Genomic DNA, 19,177 nt, shown 5'->3' with positions numbered 1-19,177 from the left:
CCCGGCAAGCCGGTCGCGGGTCAACCATCGGCCGCGAAACCCGCCCAGCCCGGCGTCGCCAGACCCGCCCAGCCAGCCGGGGCGAAACCCGCTCAACCGGCCCCGAAACCGGTCGCCAAGCCGGTTCCGGTCAAGAAGAAGGAAAAAGTCCGCACGTTGGGCACCATCTTCGTGGACTTGGGGTTTCTTGATGACGGCCAGTTGGAGAGCATCGAAGAAGAAGCCCGGCAACGCGATTCCACGATGGAGGCCATCGCCAAGGAACGCGGGCTGATTGACGATGACAAACTGATGCAGGGCCAGTCCGAACTGCACGGCATCCCGCTGACGAACATGGATGATGTCAAGCCGTCGCCGGAAGCCATCAAGGCCGTCAATCAGAACATGGCCGAGTTGTACAAACTCCTGCCGTTGCGGGTGGAAAACGACATCCTGACGGTCGTGATCTCCGACCCGAACGCGATGCAGTCCTTCGACGAACTGCGAAACATGCTGGGCATCCGGCAGATCAACGCCACGCTTGCCCCGGCCTCCAAGATTGAGGCGGCCGTCAAAAAATCCTATTCGACCACGCAAGAAGAAACGATTTCCACCCTGATCGCCGGGATGTCAACGGACGACACATTGGGCTACGGTCGCCGGGAAACCTCGATCGACATTGCCTCTGTCGAGGAAATGGCCAACGCCGCCCCGGTGCGGAAACTGGTGAACATGGTGCTCCTGATGGGCATCAAGGACCAGGCGTCCGACATTCACTTTGAGCCGTTTGAAGACGAATTCAAAATGCGCTATCGCTGCGATGGTGTGCTTTACGAAATGGTCCCGCCCCCCCGGCACCTCGCGACGGCCATTAGTTCCCGTATCAAGGTCATGGCCAACCTCGACATCGCCGAGCGCCGGTTGCCACAGGATGGCCGGATCGAATTGAACATTGGCGGGGCCTCCATCGACATGCGGGTGAGCGTGCTGCCCACCCTGTTCGGGGAGTCCATCGTTATCCGGATTTTGGACAAGGGCCGCGTCGGCCTTGACCTCGACAAGATCGGGATGCCCGCCGATATTCTGGTGGACTTTAGAAAGATCATCCACAAGCCCAACGGCATCACCCTCGTGACCGGACCGACCGGGGCCGGCAAGACGACCACGCTTTACTCCGCGTTGAGCGAACTGAACACCATCGAGGAAAAACTCATCACCACCGAAGACCCGGTGGAATATGAAATCGACGGGTTGATTCAGTGCCAGATCAACAGCGAAATCGACCTGACCTTCGCCAGTGCCTTGCGGGCCATCCTTCGACAAGACCCCGACAAAGTGCTGGTCGGGGAGATTCGCGATTTGGAAACCGCGCAAATTGCCATCCAGGCTTCGCTGACCGGACACATGGTGTTCAGTACACTTCATACGAACGACGCGCCGAGTTCCATCACCCGTCTCCGCGACATGGGGGTGGAGCCATTCTTGATCACAGCGACGGTCGAAGGGATTATGGCCCAGCGACTCGTCCGGAAAATTTGCAACAGTTGCAAGACCAGTTTCGTCCCCAGCCGGGACCAACTGATCGAACTCAATCTTCGCGCGGAAGATTTGAAGGGGCGGCAGTTCTACTTCGGCGAAGGTTGTGACAAGTGCAACAACCTCGGGTTGAAGGGCCGGTCGGGGATTTACGAGTTCTTGGTGATCACCGACGAACTCCGGACCCTGATTTCCAAGGGAGCCTCGACGGACGTGCTGAGAAACGCCGCCCGCGCCGCCGGCGTTAAGGGCCTCCGCGAACGTGGCCTCGACGCCCTTTATGCCGGCCTCACGACGGTGGATGAAATCGTCCGTGAAACCGTCACCGAAGACGAAGGCTGATTTGAAGAGTTTCTGAAACACAGTTGGGCGGGTCTTGGTGTTCCGTTCTTGGTCTCGAGTTTGGGGATTGTGATGCCGACTTACAAATTCGAAGCTTTGGATACCTCGGGGGACGAGGTCAAGGACGAAATCGAAGCACAAAACGAAGAAGAAGCCCAGCAGAAGATCAAGCAATTGGGCTACTTCGTCACCAAACTCACGGCCATGGGGGCCGCCAAGGGCAAGAAGGGCAAGAAGAAGAAGGGCTTCAAAAAGTCCAAGAAGACCTTCGTCATCGGCGGGGTCAAGGGCAAGCACCTGTGCGAATTCACCCGCCAGTTCTCGACCCTTCAGGACGCCGGTCTGCCCGTGCTTCGCAGTCTGCGGATTCTCGAAGCCCAGATGAAGCCTTGTGCCCTCAAGAACGCCCTCATTGATGTAGTTGACGATGTCGAATCCGGCAGCACCCTCTCCGAGGCGATGGGCAAGCATCCCAAGGCTTTTGACCGTCTCTATGTGAACATGGTCAAGGCCGGCGAGGCGGGCGGCGCTTTGGAAGTCATCTTGGAGCGTCTAGCCGAGTTCAAGGAAAAGAGCCAGACCCTCAAGCGGAAGATCATCGGGGCGATGGTGTATCCCGCCGTCGTGATCTCGGCCGCCGTCGGTATCCTCGTGTTCATCATGGTGGCGATCATCCCGAAGTTTGAGAAGATCTTCCGGGAGTTCGGCCTCAAACTGCCGGAACTGACGCAGTTCCTGATCGACGTGTCGATCTGGTGTTCCCAATACTGGTGGTCGCTGCCGTTCTACCCCGTCGGGGCATGGCTGTTGTTGAAGCTCATCCGCATGAACAAATCGGGGGCCTATGCCACCGACCGATTGTTGCTTTGGACGCCGATTATCGGGAAGATCGTCGAAAAAACCGTCGTCGCTCGGACCATGCGAACGCTCGGAACGCTCGTCTCGGCCGGTGTGCCGATCCTTGAGGCTCTGGCGATTGTCCGCGAGACGGCCAACAACATGGTCTTCGAGCGGATGTTCCAGCGGGTTTACGAGTCCATCCGCGAGGGGGATACCATTGCCGAACCGCTGCGGGAAAGCCGCCTCGTGGACGACATGGTCGTGAACATGGTCGAGGTCGGCGAGGAAACCGGTAACCTCGACCAGATGCTTTACAAGATCGCCGATTACTACGACGAGCAAGTGGACACGGCCGTCAAGAGCCTGATCTCCCTCCTGGAGCCGATCATGATTATCGTGCTCGGGGGGATCATCGGGACGATCGTCATCGCCCTGTTTCTGCCGATGCTCGGTCTTCTGGAAGGCTTGAGCAAGTGATGTTGTCGGAGAGGTTTTGGTGATTCACGAACCGTCCCCGTCGCCTTGTTGCGGTTCGTGACGTATGGATAGTGGTAAGAAAATTCATCCGGTCATGCAGCCGCGGAAGTTTTATCCCAAAAGCATGGCCGGCCGTTCGTTTCCAATCAGCCGGAGAGGATCCATGACCACCTATCGGGCCCCAGGCCACCGCCGGGGTTTTACCCTGATCGAACTGCTGATCGTGATCGCGATCATCGGCCTCTTGATCGGCTTGCTCCTCCCCGCCGTGCAAAAGATCCGCGGCAAAGGACCGATCGTCCAGTGCCGCTCGGACATCTCCAACTTGGAAGCCGGGATTGAGGCTTACAAATCCACCTATAACGTGGATTACCTGCCGAGCGCGTTTATCATCTCCGCCGATTACACGGCTGCTCCAAGCACGGGGACGACTCCCCCGATCACAACAGCCCAAAAAACCGACAGTGCGAGATACATAAGGACGGTTTGGGGACGTGTTGCCTTGGGCAACACCGGTTTTACGGGCAATGATATTCCCGCCGACGGTAACCAATGTTTGGTGTTTTTCCTCTCCGGACCGGGTCGGACTGGATTTTCCTCTGCCCCTCGGCCTTTTGCCCAGCCTTCGCCTGGAACAATGGGCAAATCCTTTTTTGAGTTCCAGACCACCCGCATTGACGCCCAAGGACACTTCACCGATCCGTGGGGAACGCCTTATATCTATTTCAGTTCCAAGGAAGGGAACGACTACAACTTTTTCGGCCTTTATTATCAAACCACTGCCAACCCCGCTTTTGACGGTGCCGGCGGTTACAACAATGTCTCCGTCTACCGGGAAAGCGCCGCCAAGTTCATCCGGGCTAGCAGCTATCAAATCATCTCAGCCGGACCGGACACGACCTTCGGGCCGGGCGGCATCTATGTGCCCGGAAACCTGGCATATTCCTCCAGCGGGGTCGGCGCGGACGACATGTCGAACTTTGCCTCGGGGCCTCTGGTGACTGGGAATTAAGGGGTGCCGACCATGAAAATCAAGAAACATCTTCGTCCCGCGTTCACCTTATTGGAACTGCTGGTGGTCGTCGCCATCATCGGAACCCTCATGGCCCTGACCGCCGCCGCCATCTTCCGGTTGAAGAACGCCTCACTGGAGACGAGGACAAATGAAACACTGTCGAAACTCCAAGGTGGATTTGACCTGCAGTATAAATCGGCGGTTGATCTGATCCGCAAGGAACCGATTCCCGATGTGACTCTGTTTTGGGCGGGCGGGGATGCGGATCTGGCAAAAGCCATTCACATGAAGTTGCGGCTAAGACAGGAGTTTCCGCAAACATCCACGGACTTGCAGACGCCCGCTTCCATTACTGGCAACGCAAATGTGGATACGGCGTTGAAAACTCTTTACGCCCCGAAGCTGTTTTTTACCAAATACCCGGCACTGGCAGGTGCTCCTTACGGAGATCCTGACTCAAACGCCGCTCTGCTCATGCTTGTTCTCAGTCAAGCGCGTGGAGGATCGAGTTTTAGCCCGGATCAAATCGGCACAAACGCCTTGGGCAACGTGACTGTTGGTGGAACGAGCTTCAAAGCGTTCGTGGACGGTTATGGAAATCGGATCATGTTCTATCGCCAATTCCCCGTGGATCGAAAAACCACGACGGACGCGCAGGCACTGACATTGATGAATGAACTAAATGCCCCGCCATATGTTAGTGCGACGGCCATCACTGGCAAAATGGATGCCATCGATCCCACAGGCAAACTGACCGCTTGGGCGAATCGATCTCAATTGGAGAGTTGGCTGGGGATTCCGTGTGACGGAGACAATCGTGGTCCGTTTGCGGTGTCTGCGGGGATGAACGAAGCTTTTGGTGATGGTGACGATTTGTATAGTTTTCGGCTCAAGGGCACTGGCAAGGCGAACTGACATGAAACTTTCGCATTCAACTACCCGGTCGGCCTTCACCCTTGTGGAATTGCTGGTGGTGATTGGCATCATGCTGGCCTTGGCGGCCCTCGCCGCCGCAGTGTTGCCCGCCTTGAGACAGAAGAACAACTCAGCCAAGGCGGCCGCCCAAGTTCAGGGCTACCTGTCTATTTCCAAACAACAGGCGATTCGAGACCGGTCGCCGCGTGGTATTCGGCTTGTGTTGGATCCATCAGATCCTATGGTCGTCCGTGCCTTGCAATATATTGAGGTGCCGGATCCCTCGCGGTTTATCCAATATCCTCAATCATCACAAAAGCCTTCTCTGCAAGTCACACAAGTTGCAGGAGATTTTGACCTACACACGATCCTGATCAAAGACACTCAATCAGATTGGAATTCGGTTGGTGCCCAGCCAAACGATTATTTGGTGCTGACTCAAGGTTCTTCGACGTTCTTTTTCGAGTTGTTTTCAAATATGACGGTATCTGGAAGCGGCCCGTCAGCCTTGTTATCAGCCACGGTCAAGGCACGCAGCGGCTTGGCGGGGCTTTTCCCGACTCCTCTGCCCAAAGGCCCGGCCAGCGCAGTGGTAACTGACTTTGTCGTGGTGCGGAGAGCCAGACCGATGGTGGGGGAACCGTTAATTCAACTGCCGCCGAAAATGACCATCGATTTGAATTACTGTGCGGTGTCCAAACCATTGCCTGCGGCCGCACCCACCACCAATTATGACCAGTTAATCAATTCCTTGCCGATTTGCCTCAACTCGGGCTTCGATAACGGAAACATCGCACTGGACATTTTATTTAGTGCTGACGGAGAGTTGCTGGGGACCGTCACGAACAAACTCATACTTTGTGTGAAACCCGAGGACGGGGCTGCGGGCGAGGCCACGCTGGTGGTGATCTATGCCCGCACGGGGGCCATCGTCCTGCAATCCGTGGCAGTCAATACGCTTCCACCGGTTGGGTCATTCACCGTACCGAGCTCTCAGTTTGATTCATTCTTCTTCTTCACCCAAGACGGCGCTGGTTCTGGTTTGTGATGTTTGGCGAAGCATTATTTTTCGATTCTCTCAATTGAAGGCGGGCCATGACACGCAACAACACACGACCGGCTGTCACGCTGATGGAAGTGTTGATCGCCATCTTCATCTTGTCCATCGGCATGGTCTCGGTGATGGCGTTCTTCCCAATTGGCGCGCTGAACATGATCCGATCCGTTCGGGATCAACGCTGCTCGCAACTCGCCACCAATTCCAACACCATGCTGCATGTCTGGTGGAAAGATTGTTGGCTGTCAAAAGATGGCTTGATTATGCCGGAGGAAATCGCCTCCCGCTCCGAGCCAACCATTGAAGCTCTCGACACGGACCCGCTCACCGGCTTAAATATTCTCCGAACAGACACGGGACCAAGTCATCCGGTGATGATTGATCCCCTTGGTGTCAATAGCTATGGCACGTCGTTGGGGGGATTTATCACACGAACACACTTGAACAACGTCTTCGCCACATCGGCCAGCCGCCGCAATCAGCTTCGTGTCTGCACGCTGCCGGATGACATTGCCTTTGACAAAAATGGCGAGCCATCGAACATTTCCGGGCAGTTTGACCGGGGGTATCGCTACTCTTGCGCCTGGATGATGCAGCGAGAACACAACTCGAATCCTTATGATGTGCGAGTTTACACGCTGACCTTTGACAACCGGCCGATTGACCTCCCCGAGGGAGATCAGGTGTTTCCTTCAAGTAGTCTCACGTTGAATGACCCAAATTCCCTCACTCTCTCCAGTCTATCGAACGCGCTGCCTCGGACGAAAAAAGGCGGATGGATCATGGTGGCGTACCATGTGACCTATCCTCTGGCGAACGCGGGGGTCAACTTCAAACCTTCCCGTTGGGTCGTGAGTTTCCACCGGACCATTGCTCAGGAAGACGCGCTTGGCGGGATGGGCAACCTGCGAATGCTCACGTTGGAGCAGCCGATTCAAACCCCCGTGAATGTCGATAATGTCCAAGTGGTGGTGTTTGAAAAATTAGTTGAAGTATTTGACCGAGGCACCATGTCAGTGGCCGACCGGTCATGGTGAGATGTGGTCTGATCACAAAGTGAGCGTGCCAATCGCCGTTTGTTGGCCTCCCGGAATCAGTGTGGTTTTGTATGAGATAGTTGCCGGTAAAATGTGACAACAGTTCCGTTCGCCCAAACAACCAGCCAGATAATTAGATAATAAAGTCCGGTTTTATTTGTTCAGATTCATACAGGCGGTTATACGATGCGACGCCAACATTCAATCCGGCCCGCGTTTACCCTCACTGAAATGATGGTGGCGACGGCCCTCATTCTGTTCATCATGGTGATCATTTCCACGGCTTTCCGGTCGGGACTGGACACCTTTAGCAAACTGAACACGACTGGCAAACTCCAAGAGCAACTGGTCAACGCGCAGCGGATCATCCAACGTGATCTGGCGGCCGACCATTTCGACGGTGTCAGCGCTGATGGCTTCCATGGGCCTCGACTTAGCGATCAACGACTGGATCGGGTTGGTTGGACCCCGCCGCTCCAAGGGTATTTCATCGCCTGGCAGAACAACACGCTGTCCAAAACCGAACAATCCTCGATCATGGATGGTGAATCGATCACCTCGTCACGGAGCGACGGGGGGCAGGCTTTTCTTCGGTTCACGGTCAAATTGCGCACAGACACGCCGCCATACGACATTCCCATGTATCGGTTTGGTGACGCTTTTCAAGCTCAGGCGCAAGACCGGACCACCTACCCTGATTCAATCCTCGATCCAAATGATTCTCCCTTTGCGTCACGTAAATTTTTCGTCACTTCCACTTGGGCCCAAGTGCAGTATTGGCTCACGCAAAATCAATCGCCAAATGACGTGACTACGATGGGATCAACTCCTCTTCCGTTGTTTTCACTCCGCAGGTCAATTGACCGGTTGGGAAATTCCCCGCCTCCTTCGGCGATGCCAAACCTGACAATGCCATCGAGTTCGGGGGCACCGACCTCCTCGCGAATCACCCGCATCTGGGATCCTCGTGATCCGAATGCCGCCCTTCCCGCTGCGAATAACCCCTTCCCCCCTCCGTCAGCTGTTGGTGACGATATCTTGTTGACGAACGTGATCAGTTTTGAAGTCAAGTATTTGTGGTCAGGACCGGCGGATTATGGTGGATTGGTCAAGCAGCCTGTCTCGCCTTATCCCAACTCACCGATCAGGGCGCTCTCACCGCTAACCAGCTCGTCTGTGATTGACATCGTGGACGACACAAATCCGGCGAACCCGATTCCAACGGCCGACTGGCCATACACCGATTTGCCCTTGGATTCCAGCCGGACGACCAAGCCGAACGATGGCGTCACTCGGGTTCCACAAACGAAGATTGCCTGGCCGGGCGGTGGTTCCCGACAATGGGATGAAGATTCTGCCTTTTATTTCGACACATGGTTTAACCCAAGCAGTTTTGTGCCGGATTGGGCGGCTTTGGCCCCGGTTGATGATCGGTTTGTCTCGGGGGCCATCAATCCGAATGCCACGCTGCCGAATCAGCCGCCGTTGCGGATTCGTATCAAGGCGATTCAGTTCAAGATCCGCATTTGGGACGACAAGACCGGCCAGACCCGGCAGATCACGATCATGCAGGAAGTGTGAGCGGACACTTGGCCCGTGTGAAGATAGTCAGTGAGGGGTGGGCCTGACAAACGGCCCACCCGGCGTTTCAAGCATCCACAAGTCGGCTTACTCCGTTTCGGAGACATCGGTCATGCGGCTATCCAACAATCTTCCCCGGAATCGTCGCGGAACGGTCACGGTCATCGTGGTCGCATTCCTGGCCCTGTTTGCCGTGCTGGGCCTCACCTTTCTGATCGCCTCCCAGCGGTTTGCCACCACCACCCGGCTTAACCGGGAAGCCATGACACGGGAACGCGACAACCCGCCACAACCGGACGTATTGATGCAACGGATCATGTGCGATCTGTTGTACGACGGCAATGATGATGACACCGGTGTTGGAAAATCGACTCGGGGTTGGGGCCTTGCCCGATTGATGTATGGCCAGCATCCTTCGCTGCCGAACACGCTGCCCTATTCCGGCATCGGACGCAAGCGAGGCAATGTGCTGCCAAACAGTGTTTGCACCGCCTTGGGCCTCCCGGCCGGAAGCACTGATTACACGATGTTGCACTATAAGTATTTCTCGGAGGATGGCTTCGTTCGTGACCCCGAACGCGCCGGCCCAACCGGGGGAGTGCGGCTTGTTGCAAATGCGACGTTGCCGGTGGACAGCACAAACGCCCCGCCCAACCCGAACGACACGTACTGGCCGATCAACTCGAACCAAACCTCTGCCGATGAGAACAATCCTTACCTCGCCGTGATCGATCCGAACACGGGAGAAGTGCTGCTGCCGTCGTTCCACCGGCCGAGCTGTTTTGGAACGTCGGACCCGGTGAACGACAAGTGGGGCCTTTCGGTGTCCAATCCCAACTGGACCTCGCCCGTTGGAAAATACCTCACCTTCCGACCGAGGCCGAATGAGCACTCGCCGTCCTTCCCGATGCCGAAGACAAATGCCAACGGCACTTTTGGCGATGTCGAAAACCTCGAAGGCAAGGCGATCGGCACGCAATACGACAGCCTGTGGATGGATCTTGACCTGCCCGTTTCTTACTGGCGGGGCAAGCGATACAAGCCGCTTGTGGCCGTGCTGATCACCGATCTCGACAACCGGGTGAACCTGAACACTGCCGGGAACCTGCGAAGCGGTGGCTCTCTTGTGGGCCGCAGCCACGGAGCCAATCAGAATTTGGGGCCGTGGGAAACCAACTTGGGCAACGTGTTGGTTGATCCCAACGATTTGAATCGATTGTTAAATGGTGCAAATAATGGTGCCGGTGCTATCGCCTCCGGTCGCTATGGTGGAGCCACGGCAACCGCGACGGCCGCCCCGTTTCCGGGAGGGTATTCGGCAGTCGGTCCGTTTGTCAAGCCATTCACCACCTATGCGAACGACATCCGGGACAATAACCCCACAGGCGGCTATCTGCCACACTTCTATGCTCCGGTCGACATGGATGGCGGTGCTTTGGTCGTGCCCGGCCTGCCCACAGACACCCGTTCGCGACCACCGGCTGCTGGTTCGGCCACCTCGCCGTATGAACAGTTCCCGGTCTTCGGATCGCAGACTCCGACAATGTCGTTCCTGCCCTTCACCATGCAGCCCCCCTACTCGGCGGACAATCGTTACTGGAATGGTCGCTCGGACAACGAAGCCGTGACCATGTACTCCGAACGTCTGAACCATCCGATGCTCTACAATCCGTACTTGAACGCGTTCAAGTCACTCGGCCTTGGTTCGATATCAAGTTCCGTCGATTCAAAGACATTCCAAGCAAGTGAAATGATCGCTCTGAATGCTAAATACATTCCCGGCTATAGCAATGCTGTTCATCCGGTGTTTGGTGGCACGACGCCGAACAGCTATTCGGGCTTGCTCCGCAGCGACGCGGCTCGGCTAACATCACTGGGCCTCACAAGCCCGACAATCACGGTGCCTGTGCCTCCGGCGTCATTGGCTGCCAACCGTTTCCGGGTGACGACCATCAGCAATGATGTGGACAAGCCAGGTGGAACGCCGTGGTTCTTCACTTCGGCCGCCTCTCCGAACCCGCCCACTCCGTTTACTCAGCCGATCTTTGCTCCCAACTTCCCGTTCTTCGGCGCCCAGCAGGCAATGCCGACCGATGCAAGCACCAGCACACCCACCGGGGGGGGGGATTATGACCCCACGCGACGACAGTCTCTGGTATCTGTTCTTGGCGCCGTCGATCTTCATCGCCCCCTGACTGACTATCGTGATCCCGCAAAGGCGGGTTCAAATCCTTACAACTACACGCAGGCCAACCTCGCCCCGACTGCCCAAGTTAATCAAGCCATCGCGGACCGGCAGAATCTGGCCGACGATATTTTTGTCCGCCTGCGAGCGGCGACGGGAACAGGCGAGCCGAGTACGCTGACCCCAGGCACGCCTCAATTCCTCGCCGCCCAGATGCTGGCTCAACTGGCGGTGAACATCGTTGATTACATCGACCACGATGACTATGTGACGCCGTATAATTGGAATCCGTCCGCAGCAACACTGCCACCGGCGGACCCCAACGGAAACCTAATCCCGGCCAACACTTCTTCTTCTTGGGTGTTCGGCCATGAACTTCCCCGCTTGGTGGTCAACGAGGCAATGGTCCGGTTGGAAAATGACCCGAGCGAACCTGACTTGGCCAATGATCCCAACCCTGGCAGAACCCGGTATGCTCAAAAACCCTACAAGATGCGAGTGTGGACGGAGCTTCACAACCCGCTGACACCCCGCGACTTGAACGAGATCGGCCAATCGGCCGACCTTGGCCAGGCCGTGCTTTATAACACGACGGGCGGCTACCCGATCTACCGGATGAGAATCGTCAAAGGAAGCGCCACGACGTTCAGTGCAATGCTGAACCCGGCAAATCCGGGCGGCGAACCGCCGGCCACCGAAACATTCCAGTTCAATGGCAATCCGCTTCCCCCGGCCGTGTTGAACACAAGTGTCGGCAGCCCGGTGATGGCCGTTTCGCCCAACGTGATCACGAGCAGCCCGACGCCGGTGTATGGCTACGCCGACCAGCCCAACACAACAACGCCCGCATTTTACATCGCCGGTCCCAAGGGTGACGCTCCCTCGGCCGGAGCCATGCCGAAAACCCCGGACTCCACGGGGCTGACGGCCAACGGCCAGTTTGACAACATGGAATACGAGATCCCGTCCGCGGGTTTGACGCCGGCGACCATCACGGCCGACACCACGGGCCAATACAGTCCGGTCATTGTGCTCCAACGGCTGGCGAATGAACATCTGCCGCCAGGCCAGTACAATCCTTATGTGACGGTGGACACGTTCATGCCCGCCAATTACACAAACACCCTTGGCACGCTGCCTAATGCCAATGCCGCAGTGCCGCCGGTCAATGTCACGCCGGTTTCAATCGTTCAAGACCGTCTTCAAATCACCTCGGACATGACAGCGGCCGGAGACCGTATCAAATCCATGATGGTGCCGGCGTGGAATACCATCTACTCGTTTGGCAAACGACAGCCTTACCATGCCCAGATGAATATTCCGGCTCCTTCAACGGATGTCCGGTTCAAGCAGCAACCCTCGGAAAGCACTCAAGCGACCCAGATGCAGCACACTTTCCACCGGCATAATGGAAAGATGGCCGATGGCTCGGTGAGCGGGGGAACTGACACGCTGCACCGGCCGTTCACCCCGATGACGCATCTGGATCGCGGTGTGAACGGAGTCGGCGAACTCATGCAAGTGAGCCAGTTCGGCACGCATATGGTTGGCCAGTTGTACTCCCCCTTCGGCACCGGACCGGGGGGATTGCCCAACACAGGGCCGCTTCTTTACAAGGCGAACTGGCTCAACGAGACGACTAATCTGTATCGGGCGTTTGACCTGTTGACTACCCACCGGCGGTTCTATGGTCAGGGGGCCAACGGTCGTGTGCCCGGCTTGGTGAATCTTAACACTCTGACAGATCGTACCGTGTTTGACTCTCTGCTGGACTTCCAGCATTGCTCCGACGGAGCCACCACCTTGGGCACCAACGGCAAGCACTACACCCAAGCGGATGTGAGTCTGCTTTGGAACCAGTTAATTTCTGTCCGCAAGCTTTCGTCTGCGAACTTGTTAAATGGAACCACCCAGCCGATTCTCGGCACGATGTCTCCGATCGTCCCCGCAGGCGGAACCGACCCGCAGTATCCGAACGGGATGGGTTCCAGTTTCACCCTGCCTGGCCTCATCCGGGATATCGGCCCCAACCTGAGCAGTTTGCAGGCCCAGCAGGAGTTGCTGGAAACCCTCCAGCCGAATGTGACGACGCGGAGCAACACCTTCGCCATCTATGCGACCATTGGCTTCTTCGAGGTGTTGAACCCCGGCACGGGGACGGACGGCCTGACTTATCCGGATGCCAACAACAAACGGCCGATTCTCGGATCGGAAATCATCGGAGTCGACGGCAAGGCGGTTCGCTACAAGTTCTTCTCCGTGGTGGACCGGACGCAATTGTCGGTTGACAAGGCCGGCCAGAACTTGCAAGGGATTGGCAACGTTCACTTCAGTTACGAACCGGTGGCTTGGAACACCCCGCCGACCCTGCCGACGCTGGCTGCGAATCCGGTCAATGCCGGGTCGCCTGATCCGCAGCCAAACGGCAGTCCGATCTATGTGACCGTGGCCATCCCGAGAACATCCGTCACCAGTGGAACCGCCACCGGGAACTACGATGGCATCGCTTGGAAACTCAAGGCCGGCGACCAACTGATATTGGACGGCAACTCCGATGCCGGCGCCGGGTCGGGGGTCTTTGGTGGAAATACATTGTTCCCAAGCACGGCAGGCACTCGTAATCGAATGGAGATTGTGAATGTCGCCAGCGTGACAGATGACCCCACCAACGCCCGCGCCTTGGTGACCATCTCGATCAGTAAACCACACACGCGGGGATCGAACATGAGGATGTTCACACCCAATGTCAGCACATTCCCGTTTGTTTCCCAGCCAGGCAACCCGGCTGGGAATATATTGATAAAACAATTGGATACTTTTAATCTTGGGGCCAACACCTACAAAACGGTCGTCCCCGTGTTTGAGCGGATCGATGGCTACTGACGACTGGGGCTTCGACTAAACGTGATGACAAAACAGGGGGCATATGCCCCCTGTTTGCGTGACTGACACATCACCATCCGGCCCAAAAGGAATTTTTCCGCCTCTTGGAGACCACTTTCGCCACCATGTTTTGGTCGTCTTGAAGTGTAAATCTTCAAAAGCGAAAATTCTGAACGACGGGCGACGAATCACCGTATGCTCATCCACACCAGTTTCGATCCTTTGGAGACCATCCGGTTTCCGAAGGGTCGCGGGGGCGGGTTCATGAAGTTCACCTACCGATGGGGACAGCAACCCCTCGCCGGGTTCACCATCAAACGTGGTCTCGGCCAGGGGGGGTTCGGGGAGGTCTACTTTGCCGTCAGCGATGGCGGCAAGGAAGTGGCCCTGAAACTCCTGCTGCGCGGCCGCACCGAAACCGAATTGCGCGGCATCAGCAACTGCCTGAATCTGAAGCATCCCAACCTTGTTCACCTGTACGACTTGCGCACCGACGAACGCGACGATCACTGGCTGGTGATGGAATATGTCCAGGGCGAGCCTCTTTCGAGCGTGCTGAATCGCAACCCGCGTGGTCTGCCTGTCGAACAAGCCCGGCAATGGTTCCTGCAAATCGCCAAGGCGGTGGCCTATCTGCACGATCATGCCGTGATCCACCGTGACATCAAGCCGGGCAATGTGTTTGTCGAGAACGGCATCCTGAAGCTCGGCGATTATGGCCTGAGCAAAACCGTCGGGTCGGCTTCGCTGACGCAATCCGCGAACGTCGGCACAGTTTACTACATGGCTCCCGAGGTGGCGAAGGGGGCCTGCACCAAACAGGTGGACGTATACGCTTGCGGCGTGATGCTTTACGAAATGCTGACCGGCGAGCTTCCCTTTCGGGGCGACAGTTGGGCCGAGGTGGCGTTGCGGCACCAGACCGACATGCCCGAGTTGAACAAACTTCCGCCCGAATACTTGGCGGTTGTCGAAAAGGCGCTTTGCAAGAAACCCGAACTTCGCCATGCGGACATGGAGGAGATGATCCAGGCGGTCGAGGCCATCGGCCGACAATCCGAACCCGCCCGTCCCTCGGAGGTTGTGAAAATGATCGCCAGCCCCGCCCCCGCGAAACCGGGCAAGACGGCACCCCCGCCGTTGCCGAAAACGCCCGCCCCGGTGTTCGCCATCCCCGGATTCCGGGACCGCATCGCCGAGGTTAGCACGACACTGGCGTTCACGCCCGTCGCCTCCGTGGTGACTGTGGTGGCATGGACGTTGTGCAGTGTCTTCTTCACTGGCAAAGGGGACTGGTTCAACCTGATGCCGTTGTTCTGTCTGACGGTGCTGATCTCCTGGACCGTTCTCATTCCGGCAAAGCTTTTGGAACGCGGCCGCAAGGGACTGGGTTACTGGCCGATGATGGTTCTCGGCACGGCCATCGGCCTCGCCGCCTTCTGGCTTGATGGCTGGACGTTGCCAAGCATCGTCCCCGCCGGAAGCGTCGCCCCGCCAGCCGAGGAGTCGTATTTTGCCGGAAACATCCGGGCCATTCCGGGAACAATCGAACACCTGATCGGTTACATGCTGTTGTTCGGTTTCGGCCTCGGGCTGACGAGATGGTCCGACTATGCCAACCGCCGCCGGAAAGAACGCTTCAGCCTCGGGCCGGTGTTCGTGGCCGGGTTTGTGAGTTTCATGCTGTATGTCGGCTGGAGCGCGTTCATTCACATGGATGCCCCGCCGCTTTATATGTTCCTCGCCCTCGCCGGATCGGCCGGCGTGGTTCAAATGGTCAGCCCGTGGACGCCTCCTCCCCCGCCGTTGCCGAAACGGCGTCGGCTGCAAGCGGCGTGAGAGCGGTTCCTATTCCAAGCATTCCATCGAGGCCCGATCATGCGTTGCAAACATATCCTGCTTGTCATTGGTTTGGTGGTCGCCGCCCTCATCGGATGTGGCGTCCGGTCCGTTGAGTCCGCCCAATCGTCCTCTTCCCATGTTCAGGCGAACGTGACCGTCAACGGGCGGGATGTCAAACGGGTCGTTGAAATCCCCGACGGGCGTGACAGGAAGAAAACCGCCGAACCCGTGAAGGGAAACCAGGACGAGCAGCCGACCTTCACGGCCCAAGGTGGTTTTGAGAACTCGCTGGAAAAAGCCCGGCAAAGCGCCCTCGCCGCGGCCAAGGACAAATTTCGCGAGTATTTGATGGGCCAGGATGATCCAATTGACCGGGAGCCCGGCACGGAGATGGTTCGCCGGATGTTGATGCCGGCCCAGGAGCAGATTCAGGAAGAGTCGATCAAGTCGCCGACATCGAGCGGCACGGAAACCATGTACCGCGTGACCGTGGCCGTGAAGGTGGAGCGAGAACACCTCCGGACGATGCGCACCCGAGACCGCTCATGCGAGGCACTGGGGTTGATTGGCATCGCCGCCGTGATCCTGCTCGTCACGGCCGGGTTCTTCCGGCTGGACGCGATGACCAAGGGGTATGTGACGACCTGGCTCTTGCTCGGTACCGTCGGCGCGGGGGCGATGTTGCTCGGGCTGTGGGGTTACGCGTGGCCATGGTGAGGAAATTCCCTCGAACCTCTCGGGCCGAATGCGTATCATGCCTGATACCTGGGGGCGATCTGGATTCGACCGGGTTTACGTATGGTGGTTTCCGCATGCCGTGGTTGATCAGTTGGCCACGTAAAAAGCTGATCGCACTTTAACTGCTGAACCGCAGTTTTCAATGGCTGCGTAATTTACGCAACCCTATGTCCGGAAGCTTAGTCCGAGAGGTTTCGGCGTAGTCGTTAAATCGGGATCGCGTTGGCCAGAGGGGAACCGCAAGGGGAACCGCTTCGGAGGCCGCCGACGCTAAAAAATCTGTCCGATAGTTTCCGCGCGACCCCGCTCGTTGGGGCAATCGGAAGCGAACAGGGGTCAGACCCCGCCAAATAACGGGCTAAGCATGTAGAAGAGGTCATCAAAGTACCACGGGACGCGGGTTCGATCCCCGCCGCCTCCAAATCAGTGGGCAGTTGCTTCAAACGCAACTGCCCATTTTTTATTGAGTTTACGTCAGTCCAACCCCGTCCAATCTGATCCGATAAACCCGTTTTTGATCCGATATTGGTCCGATATCCCCATATCGGACCATAGCCTCCATCATTGACATAAGCCTTTTCACTGGGTAAACTCGTTTCAAACAGTCATAAATTTAAACGAGTAAAAGATGGGACGCACAGGCACACTTAGCCGCATGTCAGACGGTCGAATTCGCAAACGCATTGGCTACCTCGCCAACGGATCACAGCCAACTTTCTATCTGGGGCATTCGATGCCCGATGCCATCGTCACGGCGGCGAGGTTAGATCAGGTTTGGGCTGTCATCTCACCGGATGGCGGCACATGGGACGAAACCACCATCCAAGTAGCCAAAGCGATTGCTAAAGGGGACACGGAAACCACCATTGAACCACCAGCGGACCAAACGGGGGAAATGCTCGTGTTCTGGATGGAGAACACCAAGGCAAGATTTGGCAGGTTTCTAAATTTTAAATTTCCGTCGCAATGTCATGCGGCAATGACACGATACCAAGGCGATCGCCAGGACGAGAAACAGGCGCTAAATGTCCGCTATCCCTCGTTCAATGACCAGCCCGACGAAACAGGCGTCACACTGGAAAAGGCTTTGACGCAATACGGCGAGGATGCTTTCACGCAATACGGAGACAGCCAATGGGCAAAGACCAAAATGAACATGACCCGTTTTGTGAAACGCCAAATTGAAGCGGAGAAAATCACCGACCTCTCACACCTTGACGCAAACGCCATCGACAGAGTGATTCAACGCATTGCCAGCCGCCCCAACGCTGACACCAAGCAAAGCAGGAAAGCAGAAAACCCCAAACCGATCAGCGTGAAAACGGCTGGCAATGCGTTGAAGGAATTCCGGTTCTTTCTTCGCTGGTTGCATCGGTCAGATTTGCCTTGGAGAAAACCCAGCGATTGGGACACGCAAGCCGTGAAAATCAAAATGACGGATCAAGAACGAGTAGCCAAGATTTCCGCCCGCCAGGTTCAAACCTACACGATTGAAGAACTGAAAACGCTTTGGACATATGCCACGCCGCAAACCCACCTTTTGATGATTCTGGGGCTAAACTGCGGTTTTGGAGCGGCGGAGATTTCAAGCCTTCACCGGGATGAATTGATGCTCAGACAGGTTCACCCAGAGGCAAAGGTTCTCAACCTGTTGACCACGGATCAGGATTCATGGATTCGACGACTGAGACGGAAAACGACGGTTTACGGTGAATGGCGGTTGTGGGATATCACCGTCCAAGCCATTGAATGGAGAATGAACCGCAACAAACGGCAGGACAACCCGCACATCATCCAAAACGATTCCGGTTCCACAATCACGGAAAAGGAAATTCAGAACGCATGGCAGCGCATCAATCGGAGCATCATGGCGGACAATCCAAAATGGGTTAAAAAGTCGTTCAACAAACTCCGCAAAACGGCGGCAAACTTCATTCGTCAAGGCGCAGGCAGCGAAGCCGCAAGCCTGTTCCTCAGTCACGGCAAACCGTCGCAAATGGATGTTTTGCTGGAGGTTTACACAGACAGACCTTGGGGCATCGTTCATGCGGCGACGGCAAACCTTGAAAGCCGGTTTAAGCTGGAAAAGGTTTTGACTATGGAAACACCATTTCCGGCGGTTGTCAAAAAAGGTGGCGCAAACATCAGCCTTGCAACCATTGAAAAAATCGTTCGCATGGCGGCGGAAGGATATCGGACAGGTGAGATTGCCGACGAAACAGGTGTCAGCACAGAAACCGTCAGAAGATGGCTAAAACGGCAATCGAACGACTAAATACCTCTACACCAGTTGAGATATCTGGCTCAACTCGTGAATCTAAGACCCTTCATGCTCGAACCATGAAGGGTTTTTTCATGCGCACAAACATACCTAAAATGTGCAAGAAATCCAACTCAGTAACTCACCACTCAAGACACTTGTCGATGATGACATTGCCGAATTAATCAAGGGAAAATCACTCTCAATCACCAATGCGGGATATGTTCAGTTCTGGAACAAAACCAAACCAGCACTTCTACACCGGTTTGTAATCAATGCTCAAAAAGGTCAGCACACAGACCACATTGACCCAAACAAATTGAACAACACGAGGGAAAATCTCAGAATCGTCACACGACAAGAAAACCAATTGAATCGTAATCGATCAAAAAATTCCAGTCAATACCGTGGAGTATGCTGGAGTGTGACGGAAGAACGATGGCTAAGTGGTGCATCCGCCAAATATCAATACACTATTTGGCACTTCATT

Annotated in this window: 12 protein-coding genes and 1 other RNA gene; all 13 read left to right on the top strand. The window is 56.2% G+C overall.

Annotated features, from left to right (window positions below; translation table 11 throughout):
* Positions 1-156 precede the first annotated feature (156 nt).
* Positions 157-1,857, top strand: a complete 1,701-nt coding sequence (locus BGIM_RS0140280) for a GspE/PulE family protein (protein WP_020475273.1) — start codon at positions 157-159, stop codon at positions 1,855-1,857.
* Positions 1,858-1,929: 72 nt separating this feature from the next.
* A complete protein-coding gene (locus tag BGIM_RS0140275; protein WP_020475272.1) occupies positions 1,930-3,174 on the top strand; it encodes a type II secretion system F family protein in 1,245 nt (414 codons plus the stop codon).
* Positions 3,175-3,337: 163 nt separating this feature from the next.
* Positions 3,338-4,186, top strand: coding sequence for a type II secretion system protein (locus BGIM_RS67550; protein WP_238537814.1), 849 nt, complete (start codon positions 3,338-3,340; stop codon positions 4,184-4,186).
* 12 nt (positions 4,187-4,198) lie between these two features.
* Positions 4,199-5,104: a type II secretion system protein gene (locus tag BGIM_RS0140265; RefSeq protein WP_029631639.1), complete on the top strand. Its 906-nt coding sequence runs from the start codon at positions 4,199-4,201 to the stop codon at positions 5,102-5,104.
* A gap of 1 nt (position 5,105) precedes the next feature.
* Complete coding sequence (locus tag BGIM_RS0140260) at positions 5,106-6,152, top strand: prepilin-type N-terminal cleavage/methylation domain-containing protein (protein ID WP_020475269.1); 1,047 nt, start codon at positions 5,106-5,108, stop codon at positions 6,150-6,152.
* Positions 6,153-6,199: 47 nt separating this feature from the next.
* Positions 6,200-7,198, top strand: coding sequence for a type IV pilus modification PilV family protein (locus tag BGIM_RS0140255; protein WP_020475268.1), 999 nt, complete (start codon positions 6,200-6,202; stop codon positions 7,196-7,198).
* A gap of 186 nt (positions 7,199-7,384) precedes the next feature.
* Positions 7,385-8,779, top strand: coding sequence for a PulJ/GspJ family protein (locus tag BGIM_RS0140250; protein ID WP_029631637.1), 1,395 nt, complete (start codon positions 7,385-7,387; stop codon positions 8,777-8,779).
* A 112-nt stretch (positions 8,780-8,891) separates the two neighbouring features.
* Positions 8,892-13,847 carry a hypothetical protein gene (locus BGIM_RS0140245; protein ID WP_020475266.1) on the top strand — a complete coding sequence of 1,652 codons (4,956 nt, stop codon included), beginning with the start codon at positions 8,892-8,894 and terminating at the stop codon, positions 13,845-13,847.
* Between the two features lie 195 nt (positions 13,848-14,042).
* On the top strand, positions 14,043-15,686 hold the full coding sequence (locus BGIM_RS59150) for a serine/threonine-protein kinase (protein ID WP_052640215.1): 1,644 nt from the start codon (positions 14,043-14,045) through the stop codon (positions 15,684-15,686).
* 39 nt (positions 15,687-15,725) lie between these two features.
* Positions 15,726-16,406 (top strand): hypothetical protein, encoded by a 681-nt coding sequence (locus tag BGIM_RS0140235; RefSeq protein WP_020475265.1) that lies wholly within the window; start codon positions 15,726-15,728, stop codon positions 16,404-16,406.
* A gap of 50 nt (positions 16,407-16,456) precedes the next feature.
* Positions 16,457-16,849: a transfer-messenger RNA gene (gene ssrA / locus BGIM_RS60000) on the top strand.
* A gap of 488 nt (positions 16,850-17,337) precedes the next feature.
* Positions 17,338-18,702, top strand: a complete 1,365-nt coding sequence (locus BGIM_RS0140230; protein WP_238537818.1) for a helix-turn-helix domain-containing protein — start codon at positions 17,338-17,340, stop codon at positions 18,700-18,702.
* Positions 18,703-18,805: 103 nt separating this feature from the next.
* A partial coding sequence (locus tag BGIM_RS61870) for an HNH endonuclease (RefSeq protein ID WP_193789066.1) occupies positions 18,806-19,177 on the top strand: 372 nt, incomplete at its 3' end.

The organism is Zavarzinella formosa DSM 19928 (assembly GCF_000255705.1).
GTDB classification, from domain to species: domain Bacteria; phylum Planctomycetota; class Planctomycetia; order Gemmatales; family Gemmataceae; genus Zavarzinella; species Zavarzinella formosa.
The sequence above is the reverse complement of the archived record's forward strand: the minus strand, read 5'-3'. Positions and strand labels throughout refer to the sequence as shown.

Coding starts and splice junctions, on each gene's coding strand:
- BGIM_RS0140275 (WP_020475272.1), top strand. CDS start 1,930: ATGCCGACTTACAAATTCGAAGCTTTGGATACCTCGGGGGACGAGGTC.
- BGIM_RS67550 (WP_238537814.1), top strand. CDS start 3,338: ATGACCACCTATCGGGCCCCAGGCCACCGCCGGGGTTTTACCCTGATC.
- BGIM_RS0140265 (WP_029631639.1), top strand. CDS start 4,199: ATGAAAATCAAGAAACATCTTCGTCCCGCGTTCACCTTATTGGAACTG.
- BGIM_RS0140260 (WP_020475269.1), top strand. CDS start 5,106: ATGAAACTTTCGCATTCAACTACCCGGTCGGCCTTCACCCTTGTGGAA.
- BGIM_RS0140255 (WP_020475268.1), top strand. CDS start 6,200: ATGACACGCAACAACACACGACCGGCTGTCACGCTGATGGAAGTGTTG.
- BGIM_RS0140250 (WP_029631637.1), top strand. CDS start 7,385: ATGCGACGCCAACATTCAATCCGGCCCGCGTTTACCCTCACTGAAATG.
- BGIM_RS0140245 (WP_020475266.1), top strand. CDS start 8,892: ATGCGGCTATCCAACAATCTTCCCCGGAATCGTCGCGGAACGGTCACG.
- BGIM_RS59150 (WP_052640215.1), top strand. CDS start 14,043: ATGCTCATCCACACCAGTTTCGATCCTTTGGAGACCATCCGGTTTCCG.
- BGIM_RS0140235 (WP_020475265.1), top strand. CDS start 15,726: ATGCGTTGCAAACATATCCTGCTTGTCATTGGTTTGGTGGTCGCCGCC.
- BGIM_RS0140230 (WP_238537818.1), top strand. CDS start 17,338: ATGGAGAACACCAAGGCAAGATTTGGCAGGTTTCTAAATTTTAAATTT.